The sequence below is a fragment of the Streptomyces capparidis genome, from assembly GCF_054782095.1.
Window position 1 is genome coordinate 54,608 of sequence record NZ_BAAGTD010000004.1, and the last position, 16,522, is coordinate 71,129.

Below are 16,522 nucleotides of genomic sequence, written 5' to 3' on the forward strand. Positions count from 1 at the left end.
GTCCCTCCTGCGACGTGGTTCAGCGGGCTTCCGCGGCGACCCGCGCCCCGAAGCCGACGAGCACCACGCCCGTCACCCGGTCCAGCAGGCGCCGGACACGGGGCCGTTCGAAGACCGAGCGAGCCCTGGAGAGCAGGTGGACGTATCCGCTGAGCCAGCTCAGGGTCAGTGCCGCGTGCAGCAGGACCAGCAGTCCCATGCCGACCGCCGTGGGCAGCGCGTCCGGGGCCAGGGTCGGCAGCAGACCGGTGTAGAACACGGCGATCTTCGGATTGAGGACGTTGGTGGTCACACCCGTCAGGTACGCGCGCCCGGATCCGGTGGCCGTCGGCTCGGCGGTCCTCGGCGCGGAGCGGCGGCTGCGCCACAGGGCCTGCACGCCGAGGAAAGCCAGGTACGCGGCACCGAGGATCTTGAGGACGAAGTAGGCCTCCGCCGAGGCCGCGAGGACCGCCGCGAGCCCGACGACGGTGAACACCCCCCACACCAGCAGCCCCGTGGTGATACCGGCGGCGGTACGCAGGGCCTGCGCCCTGCCGGAGGCGAGCGCGCGCTTGGTGACCACGGCCATGTCCGGCCCCGGCACCACGGTCAACACGGCGAGCACTCCGGCCGCCGCGGCTGTCTGCGTCCACATGGAGGACAGTCTGCTGCGGAACGATCACATCCCGGGTGTGACAACGATCACGACCGACCACCCTCCTCCCCGGCGACTCCAGGCCGGCCACGAGCAGCTCGCCCGCACCGGGCCGCCGCCGGGGTGTCCACCGGCAGGCCGCCCCGGCGGGGTCGGCGATGCGGCGCCCCGGTCCGCGTCGCCGCCGTCATCGCCCGCGGTCGCCGACCCGCCCCACCTCCGGGGCCGGTCCGCGGTCCGCGGCGCCGGAGGGGCCGCGGGCTTCGATGAGGAAGCGCTGGGAGTGGGCCACGAAGGGGCCGTGCCGCTCCATGAAGTCGTGCAGCTCCGCCAGCCGGTCGCGGTAGGCGTCCACCGTGAAGCCCGGCACGATCCAGATCACCTTGCGCAGGAAGTGGACCACGGCGGCGATGTCGTGGAACTCCATCCGCAGCGCTTCCTGGCGCACGTCGACGACCTCGAGGCCGGCCGCTTCCGCGGTGGCCGCGGCCGTCACCGGGCTGACCCCGGCGGTGATCGCGAACGGCCCAGGGGAGGAGTGGGCGGACGCCGGCCGCGGCCCCATCAGGTACTCGGTCAGCTCGCGCACCGAGCCGGAGCCCACGTGCTGGGCGAGGTAGGTGCCGCCCGGCCGCAGCACCCGGCGGACCTCGTCCCAGCGCGTGACCACGGGGTGCCGGCTGACCACCAGGTCGAAGTGACCGGACGGGAAGGGCAGGTCGGCCCGGTCGTCGACCTCGACGACGGTGGCGCCGAACTTCGCCAGGTTGCGCCGGGCGATCGCCGCGTTCGGCGGCCACGACTCCGTCACGGCCAGCACGGGCGGAGCGGCCGGGACGGAGGCCAGCACCTCCCCGCCACCGGTCTGGATGTCGAGCGCCGCCGCGGCCGCGGCCATCCGGCGGGCCAGCAGCCCCGCGTACCCCCAGGAGGGACGCTGCTCGGTGGCGCGGCCGGCGAACCACGAGAAGTCCCAGCCCTCGGTGGGCACGGCCGCACCCTCGGCGAGCAGTTCCTCGAACCTGGACATGCCCAGGAGGATGCCAGACACCCCTGGCACCCGCACCGGATTATGGGCCACCTGCCGCGCCGCGCGCGGGCGCGCACCTTCGTACCGTGCGGTGCGGTGAGCTCCGCCACCTGGAAGCCGCGGGTCGAAGGGCAGCCGTGACTGGTCCCCGGGGCGCTCACGACGGTCGTGCGCGGCGGCCCGCGGAGGAGCTCGCCCGGAGCCGGGGGCGGTGCGCAGGACGGGGCGGTACCGGCGACAGGCCCTAGGCTGGTCATTCGTTCGAACGGTGAGGGGAAGCATGATCGACGTCGACGGATATCTGGCCGTGCTGGGGGTGGCCCGGCCGGCGGCCCCGACCGCCGAGGCGCTGTGGGCACTGCACCGGGCGCAGGTGGAACGGGTCGCCTACGAGACCCTCGACAACCAACTGGGACGGCCGACGGGCATCGGCGCCGAGGAATCCGTGGCCCGGATCCTGCGCGGGCGCGGCGGCTACTGCTTCCACCTCAACGGGGCCTTCGCCGCCCTGCTGACGGCCCTCGGCTACGACGTGACCCTGCACCGGGCCGGGGTGCAGGACGAGGTCGAGGACCCCGACGGCCCGGGCGGCGACCATCTCGCGCTCACCGTGGGGCTCGACGGCGAGCGGTGGCTGGTCGACACCGGGCTCGCCGGCGGAATGCACGAGCCGCTGCCGCTGCGCGAAGGCACCTACACCCAGGGGCCGTTCACCTACGCGATGGCCCCGTCGGCGGTGGTGCCCGGCGGCTGGCGGTTCACCCATGACCCCCGCGGCGCCTTCACGGCGATGGTCTTCGCGCCGGAGCCCGTGGAGCTGTCCTCCTTCGCCGCGGAGCACCACCGGCTGTCCACTTCCCCCGACTCCGGATTCGTCCGGGTCCTCCAAGCCCAGCTCCGCGACGCCGAGGGCGTGGACATGCTGCGCGGCTGTGTGCTGCGCCGGATCGACGCCGCAGGCACGCACGAGCGGACCATCGACTCGGCCGGCGACTGGTACGACGTGCTGGCCGACGTGTTCCACCTGAACCTGACCGACGTCGACGCCCCCGCGCGTGCGGCCCTGTGGCACCGCGTCCACACCGCGCACCAGGAGTGGGAGGCCGCGGGGCAGCCCGCGACAGCGACGGACCGGCGCACCGGCCGCCCGCCCGGACCGCGTCCCGCGGCCGAGTGCGCCGTCAACGCGTGGTCGTGACGTACTGGTCCGACAACAACTCGAACACCCGTACCCGCCGACCGTAGGTGGGATTGACGGTCTCACGGACCGGACGCATCCCCAGTTTGGTCATGATCCGTTCGGAGGCGTCGTTGCCCACTTGAGCGATGCTGACGATCCGCTCCAGCCCTCGCTCCTCGAAGGCGAACCGCACGGCCGCCACGGCGGCCTCGGTGGCCAGGCCCTGCCCCCAGTGGGAGCGTCCGAGCCGCCAGCCGACCTCGACCGCCGGCATCACCTCCGGCAAGTAGTGGGGCACCGAGAGGCCGGTGAACCCGGCCAGCTCGCCGGTGGACCGGAGCTCCACGGCGAACAGGCCGAAGCCCTGTGACTCCCACTCGCTCTCCCATGCCTGGACCTTGCCGCGGGTCTGCTGTTCGTCGAGGACGCCGCCGTCCCGGATCCACCGCATGACCTCGGGGTCGGCATTGACGGCGGCCATGGGCGCGACGTCTTCCTCGCGCCAGCGACGCAGGATCAAACGGGGAGTCTCAAGCGTGACCATCCCATCATTCTCGATCACGCGTGGGCTCTCCGATCCCCCGGGTGGCAGCCGGCGCGGCAGCACCCCGCACCCCAGGACCCGGGTGGCGCGCGTCCACGCCCGGATGGCTTCAGGCTCGGCGCCGCGAGTCAGATGCGCGTGGGCACCTTCCCGGCTTCATCACCCGCCGCCTCCGTGACGGCCGTGCCGCTCCCCGCGGCGCCCTCGTCAGCCCCGGCAGCCGCCGACTCCCGCCGGGGCGCGGCGTCCGGCTTCGGCTTCGGCTTGGTGTACATCACCGACCCTTGCTGGGTGCTCTTCTCGATGCGACCCTTCTTCGCCAGCGCCTCCAGGGTGCTGCGGGTCACCTGGCCGGACTTCGCCCGCTCGGGATGAGACGCCTCCAGCTCGGCGTGGACCTCGCTGACCATGACGGGCTCGCCCGCGTGCCCGCTGAGGATGTCCTCGACCAACTGACGCAGCGTCGGTTCCGCGCGCTCCCTCCCCGTGGTGTCGGCGGCCGCCGCCGTCTTCGTGGGCGTCCTGCTCGTGCCGTCCGTGGCGGACGTCTTCCGGGACTTGGCGCCGGTGGCCCTCTTCGCGGCCGCCTTGTCGCCGGCGGGCTTGGACCTGCCCGGGTTCTGCCCCGCTCGCCGCTTCGCCGTCGACGCCCGGCGGCCGCTGCTCTCCTGCCGCGGCTGCGGAACACCCGTCTCGCCGGCCTCGGCGGCAATGGGGGAAGCCGCCGGCAGGGAATCCTTCATGCGGGACAGCCACTCCTCCTCGACCTTCAACTGCTCCAGCCGTCCCTGGAGCTCCGCCTGCTGCTGTCGGTTCCGTTGCAGGTCGTCGGCGAGCTGTTGGGCGTACCTGGTGTGGATGGGGGTGGCTTCGGACTCGTCGGCCATGGCTGCTCACGCTCCTGATCCCGAGTGTGTTGCTGGGCGGATGTTATCCAGCGCGCACGCGAAAAGCGGACAACTCGCCAGACTCCCGTCGCTGTCGGGTTCCCTCCCTCAACATCGAGCCCATGCGTCGCCGTCAGGATCGCCGTCGCAGGCGCACGCGGTGAGGCCCGCCACGAAGGTGGGGAAGCCACCGGCCGAGGCGAGTTCCGTGTCGAGCTTCGACCAGGTAAGGGGTGTCGTGTCGAGCAGAGAGGTCATCCGCTCACGTCGCCCGATGCCCATGAGATCGGGGAACGGCACGTGGTCCTCGCTCCACGAAGTGGACCGGTCGGTGGGATGGGTGTTGAGTCCAGCGGAGACGACACCACCGTTCCGGACACGAACAAGGTCGAGCATGGCGGACGGGAGCGCCGCACCGAGCGCCCGCTCCGCCTCCTGCACGGCTTCGTCGGTGAGGGGCGGCTGGACTGTCCGTCGAGGCCGACGAGCGCGGTACGGCCGCGGCGCGTTCGCGCAGTACCGCCCGTCTGCCCGTTCCGCTGCCTCCCGCGCCCGCCCGGTGCCCGTCCGCCGCGGCCGCGCCGTCCGGCTCCGCTCCGCCTTCGGGCAGCCGGGCCTTCCTCGGCCGGTCCGTACTCCTTGCCGCTCTCTGCCGTCCCTGCCACGGCTGGGCCGTGGTCCCAGCGCCACGAGGCCCGACCCGCGCGGTCGGAGCTGCCCTCGCCCACCCGTCGGACCCCACCGTCACTTCGACGATCTGCTCTCCACCCGCGATTCCCCGCTCGCGGCGATCGTTGGCCGATCGGACCGCTGGGGTTCCGCGCTCCGGTTGCGTCAGGGGTTGAGGGCGGGTGGAGTGCCGCCGACCGGGCGGGGGGTACTCGGGAGCTTGTGTCGGAGGTCGCCCGGTGCCGTGCCGTAGGCGGCGCGGAAGGCGCGGCTGAAGTCCGCGGGGTGGCGGAAGCCCCACCGCAGGGCGGTCTCGCTGATGGTTCGGTGCGTCAGCCGCGGATCGGCGAGGTCGGCCCGGCACCGTTCCAGACGTCGTCGCCGGATGGTGGCGGCGACCGTCTCCGGCTGCTGCCGGAACAGTTGGTGCAGGGTGCGCACGGAGATGTGGTGGTGGGCCGCGACGGTACCCGGCCGCAGGTCGGGGTCGCCCAGGTTGTGGTCGATGAACGCGTCGATGCGGGCCAGCAGTGCCCGCTCGCGGGTCTCGACGGGCAGGTGGTCGTCGCTGCCGGTCAGGATCGCGAGGAACGTGGCGGCCAGGTCGATGCCGATGGCGCCCATCCGGTGCAGCTCCGCGGGGTCGGCGTCGGCGGCGCTGTCCGGCAGGCCGGCCAGGAAGTGGCCGAGCAGCGCCCCGGCCGGGGAGCGGGCGGTGAGAGGGCGGCCCAGCAGGCGGTCGGTGCGGTCGGACGGCAGCGGCAGGGTGGCTCTGGGCAGCCGCAGCAGGGTCAACCGGGTCTGTCGGCCCTGGTCGACGAACTCGGCGGCCAGGGGGTGGGAGGTGTCGAACAGCGCCATGCCGCCGGCGGCGATGCAGGCGGTGCTCCGGGACTGCTCCACCTTGATCGGGGTGCCGCGAACCAGGACCAGGAAGTAGTCCTCCGGATCCTGGCGCCGGATGTGGGCGGGTCCCCGGCGGGCTGACAGCGGGGAGAACGCGAGCGCGGCGACCCTGGTCGCGGACAGCTCCACGGACTTGACCCGCCCGCGGAACCGGGCCGCGTGGGCGCTGGTCATCGCGGTCTGCATGACGTCGTGCTCCGTGAGCCCGCCCCACCAAGCGAAGCGGTCCCCTTCGGGCACCGCGTCCGTGGACACCGACACCACCGGGCCGTGCGCGCCGGTCCGCCGGTCCGGACGCGGGCGAGGGCCGCTCGAGATGGACACATGACCGATGATGCCCGCGGGCGGCGCCCGGGGACAGGCCATCCCCGGTCAACGAGCGGGCGGGCCGTGCCGCTGTCGCGCTGGATGTACAGGGACTCCGCGCTCTGCGCCAACGACAGCGAGGGGTCGCGCCCGGCACAGTCTCAGCAGTGCCGTCCGCGGCCTCGTGGATGCGGGCGGACCCCAGACATGAGAGGTGACTCGGTGACGAAACGCTCGGCACTCCTGTCGACAGCGCTGGGAAAGGTTGTCATCGCGCTGGTGACGACCCTCCTGGTGGGTGTGAACGCGGCGGCCGCGACGGCCGCCTCCTCCGGCGCCGGCAGCACTCGCCCCGGGTTCTCGGCACAGGCCGAAGCCCTCGGGCTGAGCGGCCCCGAGGCGGCGCGCCTCCAGCAGCGGGCCGACGCCTACCTCGCCAGGACACCCGGGATCCAAGTGGCCGTCAACGAAATCGCCCTCGAGGACGGGGGCGTGCTGCTGCTCGCGCTGCCCGGGGAGAAGCGGGCTCGCGACCTGTCCACGAGCGAGGTCGGAGGTGCGGCCCTGTCCTGCCCCTACACCTACGTGTGCGCGTACAGCGATCCGGACTTCACGGGCGACGCCCTGTTCCTGTTCACCTGCGATCGGCGGAATCCCATCATCTGGGCCGGAACGGGCTCGTGGATCAACAACCAGCGGTCCACCCTGTACGCCAGGTTCTACGACGTCAACGGCAACGTCGGCTGGACCTCGCCGGGCGGTTACAGCGAGGACCGGGCGGCGCCGTGGGGATGGGTCCACTGGCTCAGCCCCTGCTAGGGCCTGTCGTCAAATCCCCGTCTGCCCCGCGACGCCTGGCACGCACTCTCGCCGCACCGGGCGAAAGCCCGAGTACGACCCGGTACGAGGACTTCCGCCCGGCACGCCGAGAGCACGCACCAGACGCCGCGAGGCCGCCCTCCGGGCGACGACGGGGATGTGACGACAGCCCCTAGGGCCTGTCGTCAGGCGGCCGCCAGGGAGCGGCCTGCTCCGCCGCCGGGTTCCGGGCCGGCGTCCGGCCGCTGAAATTCCTTGACGGGTGGGGGGAGAGGACGGGACGGGGGCCGCCTCGCCCCTCTCGTCGAGTTGTCCGAAGTTGTGCGATGCCGGGGGAGGTGCGGGGTGGGAGCGATGAACGGCGCCTCGTGGGTGGGATTGGAGCATTCCGGTGGCCAGGGAGGCGGGACGCCCGCACCTCCGGCACCGGCTGGCTCCACAGGGCGGCGCATCGGCTCGGTGGCGGCTCCCCGTTCGGCCGGACGCCGGGAGGCGCACCGGGCCTCATCCGTGAGGCGTCCGCGACCACGTCGGAGGGCCGTACACCGCCGCCCGCCTCGTCCGCCCCGCCGACGCGCCCGCCGACCCCGCCGCCCGCCTCGACCGTGCAGGCGCCGCCCTCCGTGCCCGAAGGGTGGCGCCGGATCGCCGAGCCCGACCTCGCCGTGTCCTTCGCCGTCCCCGACGGCTGGTCGCGCAGGGTGAAGAACTCCATCCAGAGCACCTGGCGTTCCCCGGACGGCCGCCACGACCTCAGCGTCAAGCGCGACAACGCCTACGGGCCCACCCCGGCACAGGCGGCGGAAGGACAACTGGCCTGGTATCGCGACGCCGCGCAGTCCTCCATGGCCGACTTGGACGTGAGCGCCCACCCTGCCCGGCACCGTGGCGAGAAGGCGTTGTGGCTGGAGATCGACTACCACTACGAGGGCCAGAGCGCTCCCCGAAAACGCCTGGAGCTGTTCGTCGCCGGGCAGGCGGGATACGTCTACCAACTGCTGGTGGATACGGAGGCCACCCCGGAGCGGCTGGCACGGCAGCGACAACTGTTCACGACCGCCCGGGGGGAACTGCTGCCCGGCGCGGCTTGAGACCGGGCGCGCGACATCCACGGCGTCGGCCGTGCGCGGGCCCGGGTTTGGGCAGGCCCGGGCCGGCGCCGGCGTCCCCGGGCCGGTCCGACCGGGGCCGGGTGTTCCGTCGCGCCTGCTCCCGCTGTCCCAACGTCGTCACTCGCCCGACGTGCCCCCGAGCCCGGACCTGAGCACTCATCGGCCCGACCCGGCGCCGCGCCCACCGGCCCGCTCGCGGTCGCCGTTGTCCCGGAGCCGGGCCACGATCGGGCAACTCCCGCCGATAGCAGCCCTTCCCCTCTCACAAGAGTCATTCACCGGGATTCGCCGCATCCCTGCCTCCTCCGCGGTCTACTGTCGGGCACACCGCGCTGCCCCCCCGTGGTCAGGTCGAGAGAGAGGAACCCCCGTGCCATCACCCTGCGACCCCCGGCACGCTCCCGCCGGCGATGTGAGCGCGGCGCTCATGATGATCGATTCCCGGCTGAAAGCCGTCCACGACGGCAAGACCGCCCCCGACCCCGACCAGCAGGCGTTGAGCGACCAGGTCGCCGCCTCCCTGGGCCCCGGGGGAGTCGACGACGTGCTGGACGGCGTGTGCACCCTGATCTACATGTACGTGCAGTGGCTGCGCATGGCCTACGAGAGCCACGACAAGGACGTCATCGCGTGCGTGGTGCCCAACATCGTGGCCACGCTGCGCATGATGCCCAACAGCGTCCGCCCCGAGGCCGTCCCCACCATGGCCGGCCTGCTCGTCGCCGCGGGCACCGGCCTGAGTCCCGGCCTGTGGCGCAAGCAGTACGGTTACTGGACCGAGGACGAGATGACCCCCCTGGAAGCCACCGCCTTCCTGCTCGCCGAGCACATCAACCGCCTCACCGGCGACCCCGACTTCGCCACCCGCGTCATCACCGACGCGCTGTCCGGGGCGAGCGGGGACTGACGTCCCGCCTCCTCCGGGGAACCCACTCGGGCGGCGGCCGGCGCCGCCGGGCCGGTGGTCACTCCGTCCGCAGCGCCGTGGCCGTGCGGGTCCCGGCCGCCCAGCTTGCCGGGAGCAGCGCGCCCAGGAGCGCGATCGCCGTCCCGGCCACCGCGAGCAGCACCAGTTGCGGAGCGTCGTACACCTCCAGCACCGAGGGCGGCAGCTCGGTGCCCACCGCGTGCCCCATCTCGGGCAGCACACGGCCGTGCAGCGCGTACCCGGACGGTACGCCGATCAGCCCGCCGAGCACGCCGATCCCCGCCACCGAGGCGAGCACCAGGCCCACGGTCTGCCGTGGCGACATGCCGAGCGCCTTGCACACGCCCAGGTCGCGGACGCGTTCCCGGGTGTCGAGGACAACGGAGTTGAGCACGCCGAGGCCCGCCACGGAGACCAGCATGAGGGTGAGCAGCGCCGCCATCGCCTCCAGGATGAGGATGGTGTTCCCCGACTCCGAGGAGGAGTTCGCCATGACGTGGCCCCCCAGCGGCCGCACCGCGGCGGCGAGCCCTTCGGCGTACTCGGCGGGGGAGACGCCCGACTCCGGATCGATGAGGTAGACGCGGGGCTGCACCGCGGGGAAGTCGGCGAGGTCCGCGTGGATCTCCAGCTCGTCCGACGTGTCGAAGGCCTCGCCGACGATCCGCAGGGTCCTGGTGTCCCCGCGCAGGGCCACCCGCACCGTGTCACCGACCCTGGTGCCGGTCCTCTCCAGGAAGCGCGAGGGCACCACGACCTGGCCGGTGCCGTCGAGCCAGTGCCCGGAGATCATCGCGTAGCCGCCGGACCGTGAATCGCCCTGGTACAGGCTGGCCCGCACCGGGTCGGTGACCCCGGCCACGGTGGCGTCCTCCTGGGCCTTGCCGTAGTACGAGGCGGTGCCCGGCTGCGCCTCGACGGCGGCGCGCACCTTCGCCGGGTCGGCCGACGGGGGCCGCGGGGCGTTCCCCGGGGGGCGGGGTCCGGCGTTGACGTCCGGCGCGGCGACGGTGGCGGTGACGGCGGCGCGCTCCTCCGGGTCCTGCGCGTCGCCGACCGCGTTCAGGGACGAGGTGAGCCCCAGCGAGAAGGTCGCCGCGACCGTGCCGAAGACCACCGCCAGGAGCATCGCGAGCGCCCGGACCGGGTGCGCGAACGGGATCGCGAGGCCGTAGGTCACCGACCGCGGCAGCGGCAGCCGTCCCGCCGCCCGGTGCGCCCACTGGCCGCGCCCCGTGCGGGGTGCCCGGCCGACGGCGATGGCCTCGACGGTGCGCAGCCTGCCGGCCCGCAGCGCGGGGATCAGCGCCGCGGTCCCGACGGTGAGCAGCGCGCCGCCCGCCACCACGGCGTCCACCCACCAGGCCACCGAGAGCGAAGCGGTCCCGTACACCGACTCGGTGTCCGCCAGCAGCGGCGCCGCCAGCAGGTTGCCCAGCACCACCCCCAGCGCGACGCCGGCCGCGGCCGGGATCAGCGCCTGGGCCACATGGGCGCGTACGACCTCGCGCGGGGTGAAGCCGATGGCCTTGAGGATGCCGATCCTGCGCAGGCTGGTACCGACCGCGCCGCTGATCACACTGCCGACGATGATCACCGACATGACGATGCCGAGCACGCCGAACGCGAGCAGGAACGGGATCGTCGGCGCCGCGCCCTCGTCGGCGGCGCGCTTGGCGTCCAGCCAGGACTCGGTGCCCAGCAGCGCGCCGGACGGCACGGCGGCGGAGAGCTTCTCCCGGCCGGCGGTGATCCGCTCCTTCGTCCCCGCGGAGTCCAGGCGGTAGAGCATCTGGCTCGTGACCGGGCCGTCCTTCGACGCCAGCGCCGTGACCTGCCCGGGGGCCGCCCAGGCGTCGGCGGTCCCGGTGGCCGACGAGGCGAAGCCGACGACCGTCAGGCTCGGGCTGTCCGCGGCGTCCGAGACCTTCAGGGCGGAGCCGACCCGGAGGGCGGGTCCGGCGAACGACGCGGAGAGCACGACCTCGCCCGGCTTCGCCGCCCAGCGCCCGGACTTCAGGTCCAGGTCGTCCACCTCGCCCCGCGGAGCCGGCCGGCCGACCAGGGTCAGGCCCGGCAGGTGCCCGCCGTGCGGATCCACCGGGCGGATGATCGTCGAGGGGTACGGTCCCGCGCTCGCCGTGACGCCGGCCAGCCGCCCGGTGGCCTCGAGGTCCGCCGCGCTCGCCCTGGCCGGGTCGAACTGCGCCGTGATGTGGGCTCCGCGCTGCTCGGCGAAGGCGTGGTCGAACGGCGCGTCCGCGGCGACCATGAGCGATCCGGCGACCACGGCCGACGCCACGGCCATCATCGCGGCGAGGGCGATCACCACCGTCTGCACCCGTCGCCTGCCCACCCCGGAGCGCACGACCCGGCCGAGCGCGCCGGTGCCGAAGCGGCTCATCGGACGGCCTCCGCGTGGGTGTCGCGGGCGAGACGGCCGTCGACCAGGTGGATCCCGCGGCTCGCGCACGCCTCGGCCAGCGCCGGGTCATGCGTGACCAGCACGATGGTCTGCCCGCCGCGGTGCAGCTCCACCAGCAGGTCCCGTACGTCGTGGCCCGAGGCGGTGTCGAGGGCGCCGGTCGGCTCGTCGGCGAGCAGCAGCGCGGGCCGGTTGACCAGCGCCCGGGCGACGGCGACCCGCTGGCGTTCGCCGCCGGACAGCCGGCCCGGATACGCGCGGGCGTGCCGGGTGATGCCCAGCGCCTCCATGAGCTCCCCGGCGCGGGCCGCGGCCTTCCGCCGCGGGGTGCCGGTCAACTGGGCGGGCAGTTGGATGTTGTCGGCGACGGTGAGGTCGTCGAGCAGGTTGAAGAACTGGAAGACCATGCCGATCCGCTCGCGGCGGAACCGGGCCAGCGCGTGCTCGCTCAGCCGGTCGATCCGCTCCCCGGCCACGGTCACGGCGCCTTCGGCCGGCTTGTCCAGCCCGGCGACGAGGTTCAGCAGCGTGGACTTGCCGCTGCCGGAAGGGCCCGTCACGGCGAGCGCCTCGCCCTGCGGGACGGTGAGCGTGAGCGGTCCGAGCGCGGGCGCGGCGGCGCCGCCGTACCGCTTGGTCACGCCCTCCAGTTCGATCACCTGGGTCATGGGACGGTCCGTCCTTCGCTTGTCGGGAGGGGCCCGAGGGCCGACTGGCAGCGAACGTAAGCGCGGCCGCCGCCCGGGCACGTCCGCCCCGGCACCGACATCCGGCCCTTCCCGCGGAGGACCGGCCGCGGGGTCATCCCCGCGATGTACTCCCGGCGGACGGTGCCTCGGGTCGCGCAGGCTGATGCGGGCCGGGACGGGCGGACCGCACAATGAGCCGGTGGAAACGGATGACCTGCGCGTATGGCGTCAGCAACTGCGCGACGCGCTGCACCCGGAGGCGCGGCCCGCCCCGCTGTCGCGCACGGCGGTGCGCGCCGACGTGGTGCTGGCGGTGGTACTGACCGCCGTCGCGCTGATCGTGGCGGTGCACTACCCGGACAGCGGACCGGTCAACGTCAAGCACGACGCTCCCTTCCCGCCCCCGCCGCCGCCCCCGCCGGGCCCGGAGGTGTCGGAGGGCGAGGGATCGGCGGCGGCCTGGCCGCTCGTCGTGCTCTCGGCGCTGCCGCTGGCGGCCCGGCGCCGGTATCCGCTGGCGGCGTTCGCGGTGGTGATGGGCGCGACGCTGGCCATGGGCGACGACGCCACCTGGATGAGCGTGGTGACCTGCGTCATCGGTGCCTGCGGGGCCGTCGTCCACAGCCGTCACCAGATACGCGCGACGGCCGCGCTTGGCGTCGCCGCCGTGCTGGCCGGCCTGGCGTTCCGGGACACCGAACCCATCCTGCCGGGCTGGTCGAGCCCGGCCTTCGTGCTGCTGATCGCCGGGGTGCTGGCCAGCCTGCTCCGGATCTGGCGGCGGCAACTGGCCGCGGGCCGGGAGCGGTACGCCCGGCTGAAGCGGGCCCAGGAGGAGGCCACCCGCAGGGCCGTGGCGGAGGAGCGCTCCCGGATCGCCGCCGAACTGCACGACATCGTGACCCACAATGTGAGCGTGATGGTGATCCAGGCGGGCGCGGCGCGCAAGGTGATGGACGCGGCGCCCGAGCGGTCGAAGCAGGCGCTGCTCGCGGTCGAAGCGGGAGGACGCGCCGCCATGGCCGAACTGCGCCATGTGATGGGCCTGCTCGCCGCCCCGGACAACGAGCGTCCCGACGGCCTCGAGCCCCAGCCGGGACTCCGGCAGCTCGACACCCTGGTCGAGCGGGTGCGCGCCGCCGGGACACCGGTACGCGTCACGGTGGCGCTGCCGCCGGAGCCGCTGCCGCCCGGGGTGGACCTCGCGGCGTACCGCGTCGTCCAGGAGGCGCTGACCAACACGATCAAGCACGCGCCCGGCGCCGATGCCTCCGTCGCGGTCGGCTGCGCCGGTGACTGGCTGGCGATCGAGGTCACCGACACCGGCGGCGTGCGCGACGCCCCGGCGGCGGAGGGCAACGGCCGCGGCCTGATCGGCCTGCGCGAGCGGCTGGCGGTCTACGGCGGAGAGCTGACGGCCGGGCCCACCCTCTCCGGCGGCTACCGGATCACGGCCCGGATCCCCTGGCGGGCCGCGTGAGCCCGCCGCCGCTGCGCACCGTCGTCGCCGACGACCAGGCGCTGGTGCGGACGGGCTTCGGGATGATCCTCGCCGCCGACGGGATCGAGGTGGCGGCCGAGGCCGCCGACGGCGCCGAGGCCGTCGCCGCGGTCCGCCGCACGCGGCCCGACGTCGTGCTCATGGACATCCGGATGCCGCGGATGGACGGCATCGAGGCGACCAGGCGGATCCTCGCCGACGGCGGCCCGCACGGCACCCGGGTGATCATCCTGACCACCTACGACCTCGACCACTACGTCTACGCCGCGCTCACCGCGGGCGCCAGCGGCTTCCTGCTCAAGGACGTCAGCCCCGAACAACTGGTCGCCGCCGTGCGCCTGGTGCGGTCAGGCGACGCCCTGCTCGCGCCCGCGATCACCCGCCGCCTGATCGAGCGCTTCACCCACCGCGCCGAACCGCGGACGCCGACCTCGCACCGCGATCTGTCCGACCTGACCCCGCGGGAACTGGAGGTGCTCCGCCTGCTCGCGACGGGCCTCAGCAACGCCGAGCTCGCCGACCGCCTGTTCCTCAGCCCGACCACGGTCAAGACCCACATCAGCCGCATCCTGTCGAAACTGGACCTGCGCGACCGCGTCCAAGCCGTCGTACTCGCGTACGAGACGGGCCTGATGGCCCCGGGAGGCGGCGCCCCGCCCCACCCGCCGGAATGACCTCAGCAGCGAGGCGCGTATGCCACCCGCTCGAAGGGCCACTGGCGAGCCAGCCAGTCGCTGACCACGCGGTGGAGCTCGGCATCGAGGCAGGCGTGGTCCGCACGGACCCAGGAGCGCACGTCGACGACACCGGGCTCGTCGCGTGACCCGTAGATGTAGACGCAGCCGATGACGTCCCCCTCCGGCACCGAGAGGACGGTGTAGGTGAAGCCCACGCGTCGGTCGAAGTCCTCCGCGTGCTTGCGCAGGTCGTCGAGGTTGGCCTCCGGCGTCATGCCCTCCGGCGGCGGCCAGGAGCGGTCGGCGAAGCCGGGGGTGGCCCGGATGTGGTCGATGCTGGAGGTCCAGGCCGCGTGGTCGGCGGCATTGTGCCGAGGGCCGAGCGGCTCCAGGCGGAACCGGTCGGTGGCGGGCGGGGGCGGCACGTCGAAGTCAGGGGCGACAAGGGGCCGCTCGGGTGAGGTCACCGCGGGAGACTATCCCGTGGCCCCTGCCGATCGCTCGCAACATCAGTCCGAGCCGTACTCACCGGCCCCCGCCGCCTGCCGACCGCGGCCGCCATCGCACTGCGCCCTTCGGTGCGGTGGGGCAGCCGCCCCCCCGGCCGTGGTGCCGCGACCCGCGGCTCAGCACCGCCGATGTGTTGTGCGTCACTGTCCAGATGTTCCGGGTCGGGCATGCGCGATCATGACTTGATGGAAGCTCGTTTCCTCGGCATCGCTGAGCTGGTCGAAACCCCGTCCGTGGCCGTCGTGGTCGATGTCATGCGTGCCTTCACGGTGGCTGCCTGGGCCTTCGCCCAGGGGGCGGAGAAGATCGTCCTCGCTGAGTCGCTGGACGATGCCTTGGCGCTCAAGGCCCGCCACCCGGAGTGGGCGGCGCTCAAGGACGGTCCGCCCGCGCCCGGGTTCGACGCCGTCAACTCGCCGGGCCTGCTGCGGTCCGTCGACCTCGCCGGACGGACCGTCGTGCAGAAGACCACGGCGGGGACGGTCGGCGCCCTCGCGGTCAAGGAGGCGCCGCTGGTGCTGTGCGCCGGCTTCGTGGTGGCGGAGGCGACGGCCCGGCTGCTGCGGGCACGCGAGTGCGGCAGTGTCACGTTCGTGGTCACCGGCGAGGACGGGCAGGCCGAGGAGGATCTGGCGTGCGCTCAATACATTGCCCGGAGAGCCACCGGGGCCGCCACGGATGCGGCCGAGTTCCTCCGCCGTGCCGGCGAGTCTCGCGCCGCCGCCGAACTGGCGCAGGGAGTGCGTGAAGGAGCCCATCCCGACGACGTCCCACTCTGCCTCGAACTCGACCGGTTCCCCTTCGCCATGGTGGCGACCTCGGAGGACTCGCTGATGGTCCTCCGTCCGTGCGCCGTGCCCTCGCCGGCCGGCGAGGCCGCGACCTGATCGCCGGTGAGGTCCGGCTCTCGCCCCGGTGGTGACCCGCTCCTGCCCGTCGCCCGCGCAGCGGGGCCTCCCCGGGCCGAGCGCCGCGTCTACTCGGGCGGGGCGACCAGGGTGTCGGGCTGGTTCGCACGTCGGAGAGCGGCGGCGACGAAGCCGCCGGCCCTCAGCTCCTCCACGGTGTCCCGCAGGAACCGGACGGTCTCCGGCCGCCGGGCCCTGGTCGTGCCCACCGCCTGTCGTATCTGCATGAACCGACCCTCGACCAGCCGTACCCCGGGGTGCGCCGCGACGAACTCCGTCATCGGCTGCCTGATCCCGGCCGCCGCCTCCAGGCCCTGGGCGCGGAACTCGTCGACTCCTTCCTCTCCCCGCACGACCTCGGCGTGCCGAAGGGTGCGGGAGAGGAACAGGTCATACGCGGACCCGCGCTTCACACCGATCCGCACCCCGGGGCGGTCGACGTCGGCGACCGTGGTGAGGGACGAGTCGAGGGGCACCGCGAACACCCCTTCGATCACCACATACGGCGCGGTGAACGCGACCTCCGCCTCGCGCGCGGGCTCGACGGCCAGGAAGCAGATGTCCGCCCGGCCCACCGCCATCGCCTCGTAGGACTTGCGCGCCGCGTCGAAGCAGACGAACTCCACCGGAACGCCCAGTCGGACGGCGATCTCGCGCGCGATGTCCACCGTGACGCCGGTCGGCGCCGCCGCCGTGCCCTGCGCCAGCACCGGATTGCCCAGGTTGATCGAGGCCCGCAACACGCCGTGCGGTGCCAGATCCTCGATGACGTCGGCGGTCGCGATTCCCATGCG

The 16,522-nt window shown here is 73.7% G+C and carries 17 protein-coding genes; 7 read left to right on the forward strand and 10 right to left on the reverse strand.

The features are described 5' to 3' along the window. Window positions 1-19: 19 nt before the first annotated feature. Window positions 20-637, reverse strand: coding sequence for a LysE family translocator (locus tag ACYVO2_RS04995; RefSeq protein WP_461006349.1), 618 nt, complete (start codon window positions 635-637; stop codon window positions 20-22). Window positions 638-824: 187 nt separating this feature from the next. Then, window positions 825-1,667 carry a methyltransferase domain-containing protein gene (locus ACYVO2_RS05000; protein ID WP_461006350.1) on the reverse strand — a complete coding sequence of 281 codons (843 nt, stop codon included), beginning with the start codon at window positions 1,665-1,667 and terminating at the stop codon, window positions 825-827. A gap of 280 nt (window positions 1,668-1,947) precedes the next feature. On the opposite strand from ACYVO2_RS05000, the gene ACYVO2_RS05005 reads away from it, so the two are divergent. After that, complete coding sequence (locus ACYVO2_RS05005; RefSeq protein WP_461006351.1) at window positions 1,948-2,865, forward strand: arylamine N-acetyltransferase family protein; 918 nt, start codon at window positions 1,948-1,950, stop codon at window positions 2,863-2,865. On the opposite strand, the gene ACYVO2_RS05010 is transcribed toward ACYVO2_RS05005, so the two are convergent. From ACYVO2_RS05010 to ACYVO2_RS05025, 4 genes are all read right to left on the reverse strand, one after another. Beyond that, a complete protein-coding gene (locus ACYVO2_RS05010; RefSeq protein ID WP_461006522.1) occupies window positions 2,849-3,391 on the reverse strand; it encodes a GNAT family N-acetyltransferase in 543 nt (180 codons plus the stop codon). The two genes, ACYVO2_RS05005 and ACYVO2_RS05010, sit on opposite strands and share 17 nt — an antisense overlap. 128 nt (window positions 3,392-3,519) lie before the next feature. Continuing rightward, window positions 3,520-4,278 carry a hypothetical protein gene (locus ACYVO2_RS05015; protein ID WP_461006352.1) on the reverse strand — a complete coding sequence of 253 codons (759 nt, stop codon included), beginning with the start codon at window positions 4,276-4,278 and terminating at the stop codon, window positions 3,520-3,522. Window positions 4,279-4,386: 108 nt separating this feature from the next. Then, window positions 4,387-4,719, reverse strand: a complete 333-nt coding sequence (locus tag ACYVO2_RS05020) for a hypothetical protein (protein ID WP_461006353.1) — start codon at window positions 4,717-4,719, stop codon at window positions 4,387-4,389. A 393-nt stretch (window positions 4,720-5,112) separates the two neighbouring features. Further along, window positions 5,113-6,177 (reverse strand): helix-turn-helix domain-containing protein, encoded by a 1,065-nt coding sequence (locus ACYVO2_RS05025; protein WP_461006354.1) that lies wholly within the window; start codon window positions 6,175-6,177, stop codon window positions 5,113-5,115. Window positions 6,178-6,438: 261 nt separating this feature from the next. On the opposite strand from ACYVO2_RS05025, the gene ACYVO2_RS05030 reads away from it, so the two are divergent. The 3 genes from ACYVO2_RS05030 (at window position 6,439) to ACYVO2_RS05040 (ending at window position 8,997) form a co-directional block, all read left to right on the forward strand. Then, window positions 6,439-6,978: a peptidase inhibitor family I36 protein gene (locus ACYVO2_RS05030; RefSeq protein WP_461006355.1), complete on the forward strand. Its 540-nt coding sequence runs from the start codon at window positions 6,439-6,441 to the stop codon at window positions 6,976-6,978. 623 nt (window positions 6,979-7,601) lie between these two features. After that, window positions 7,602-8,069, forward strand: coding sequence for a hypothetical protein (locus ACYVO2_RS05035; RefSeq protein ID WP_461006356.1), 468 nt, complete (start codon window positions 7,602-7,604; stop codon window positions 8,067-8,069). Window positions 8,070-8,517: 448 nt separating this feature from the next. Beyond that, window positions 8,518-8,997, forward strand: coding sequence for a hypothetical protein (locus ACYVO2_RS05040; RefSeq protein WP_461006357.1), 480 nt, complete (start codon window positions 8,518-8,520; stop codon window positions 8,995-8,997). Between the two features lie 58 nt (window positions 8,998-9,055). On the opposite strand, the gene ACYVO2_RS05045 is transcribed toward ACYVO2_RS05040, so the two are convergent. Further along, window positions 9,056-11,422, reverse strand: coding sequence for an ABC transporter permease (locus ACYVO2_RS05045; RefSeq protein ID WP_461006358.1), 2,367 nt, complete (start codon window positions 11,420-11,422; stop codon window positions 9,056-9,058). After that, a complete protein-coding gene (locus tag ACYVO2_RS05050) occupies window positions 11,419-12,111 on the reverse strand; it encodes an ABC transporter ATP-binding protein (protein WP_461006359.1) in 693 nt (230 codons plus the stop codon). Before ACYVO2_RS05050 ends, ACYVO2_RS05045 begins: the two co-directional genes overlap by 4 nt. Before the next feature lie 220 nt (window positions 12,112-12,331). Here ACYVO2_RS05050 and ACYVO2_RS05055 point away from each other — a divergent pair, with 220 nt between their 5' ends. Next, window positions 12,332-13,612: a sensor histidine kinase gene (locus tag ACYVO2_RS05055; RefSeq protein ID WP_461006360.1), complete on the forward strand. Its 1,281-nt coding sequence runs from the start codon at window positions 12,332-12,334 to the stop codon at window positions 13,610-13,612. Further along, window positions 13,609-14,307 (forward strand): response regulator, encoded by a 699-nt coding sequence (locus ACYVO2_RS05060; RefSeq protein ID WP_461006361.1) that lies wholly within the window; start codon window positions 13,609-13,611, stop codon window positions 14,305-14,307. The genes ACYVO2_RS05055 and ACYVO2_RS05060 overlap by 4 nt, the downstream gene beginning before the upstream one ends. Window positions 14,308-14,309: 2 nt before the next feature. Here ACYVO2_RS05060 and ACYVO2_RS05065 read toward each other — a convergent pair whose 3' ends face one another. Further along, on the reverse strand, window positions 14,310-14,777 hold the full coding sequence (locus ACYVO2_RS05065) for a GNAT family N-acetyltransferase (RefSeq protein ID WP_461006362.1): 468 nt from the start codon (window positions 14,775-14,777) through the stop codon (window positions 14,310-14,312). A gap of 228 nt (window positions 14,778-15,005) precedes the next feature. Between ACYVO2_RS05065 and ACYVO2_RS05070 the strand changes: the two genes are divergently transcribed. Next, window positions 15,006-15,707 carry a 2-phosphosulfolactate phosphatase gene (locus ACYVO2_RS05070; RefSeq protein WP_461006523.1) on the forward strand — a complete coding sequence of 234 codons (702 nt, stop codon included), beginning with the start codon at window positions 15,006-15,008 and terminating at the stop codon, window positions 15,705-15,707. 89 nt (window positions 15,708-15,796) lie between these two features. On the opposite strand, the gene ACYVO2_RS05075 is transcribed toward ACYVO2_RS05070, so the two are convergent. Continuing rightward, window positions 15,797-16,519 carry a transporter substrate-binding domain-containing protein gene (locus tag ACYVO2_RS05075; protein WP_461006363.1) on the reverse strand — a complete coding sequence of 241 codons (723 nt, stop codon included), beginning with the start codon at window positions 16,517-16,519 and terminating at the stop codon, window positions 15,797-15,799. Window positions 16,520-16,522: the final 3 nt, after the last annotated feature.

What these genes read in the sequence shown, in the direction of transcription:
- ACYVO2_RS05005 (WP_461006351.1), top strand. Translation starts at nt 1,948, where the DNA reads ATGATCGACGTCGACGGATATCTGGCCGTGCTGGGGGTGGCCCGGCCG.
- ACYVO2_RS05070 (WP_461006523.1), top strand. Translation starts at nt 15,006, where the DNA reads ATGGAAGCTCGTTTCCTCGGCATCGCTGAGCTGGTCGAAACCCCGTCC.
- ACYVO2_RS04995 (WP_461006349.1), bottom strand. Translation starts at nt 637, where the DNA reads ATGTGGACGCAGACAGCCGCGGCGGCCGGAGTGCTCGCCGTGTTGACC.
- ACYVO2_RS05075 (WP_461006363.1), bottom strand. Translation starts at nt 16,519, where the DNA reads ATGGGAATCGCGACCGCCGACGTCATCGAGGATCTGGCACCGCACGGC.
- ACYVO2_RS05010 (WP_461006522.1), bottom strand. Translation starts at nt 3,391, where the DNA reads ATGGTCACGCTTGAGACTCCCCGTTTGATCCTGCGTCGCTGGCGCGAG.
- ACYVO2_RS05040 (WP_461006357.1), top strand. Translation starts at nt 8,518, where the DNA reads ATGATGATCGATTCCCGGCTGAAAGCCGTCCACGACGGCAAGACCGCC.
- ACYVO2_RS05050 (WP_461006359.1), bottom strand. Translation starts at nt 12,111, where the DNA reads ATGACCCAGGTGATCGAACTGGAGGGCGTGACCAAGCGGTACGGCGGC.
- ACYVO2_RS05045 (WP_461006358.1), bottom strand. Translation starts at nt 11,422, where the DNA reads ATGAGCCGCTTCGGCACCGGCGCGCTCGGCCGGGTCGTGCGCTCCGGG.
- ACYVO2_RS05000 (WP_461006350.1), bottom strand. Translation starts at nt 1,667, where the DNA reads ATGTCCAGGTTCGAGGAACTGCTCGCCGAGGGTGCGGCCGTGCCCACC.
- ACYVO2_RS05015 (WP_461006352.1), bottom strand. Translation starts at nt 4,278, where the DNA reads ATGGCCGACGAGTCCGAAGCCACCCCCATCCACACCAGGTACGCCCAA.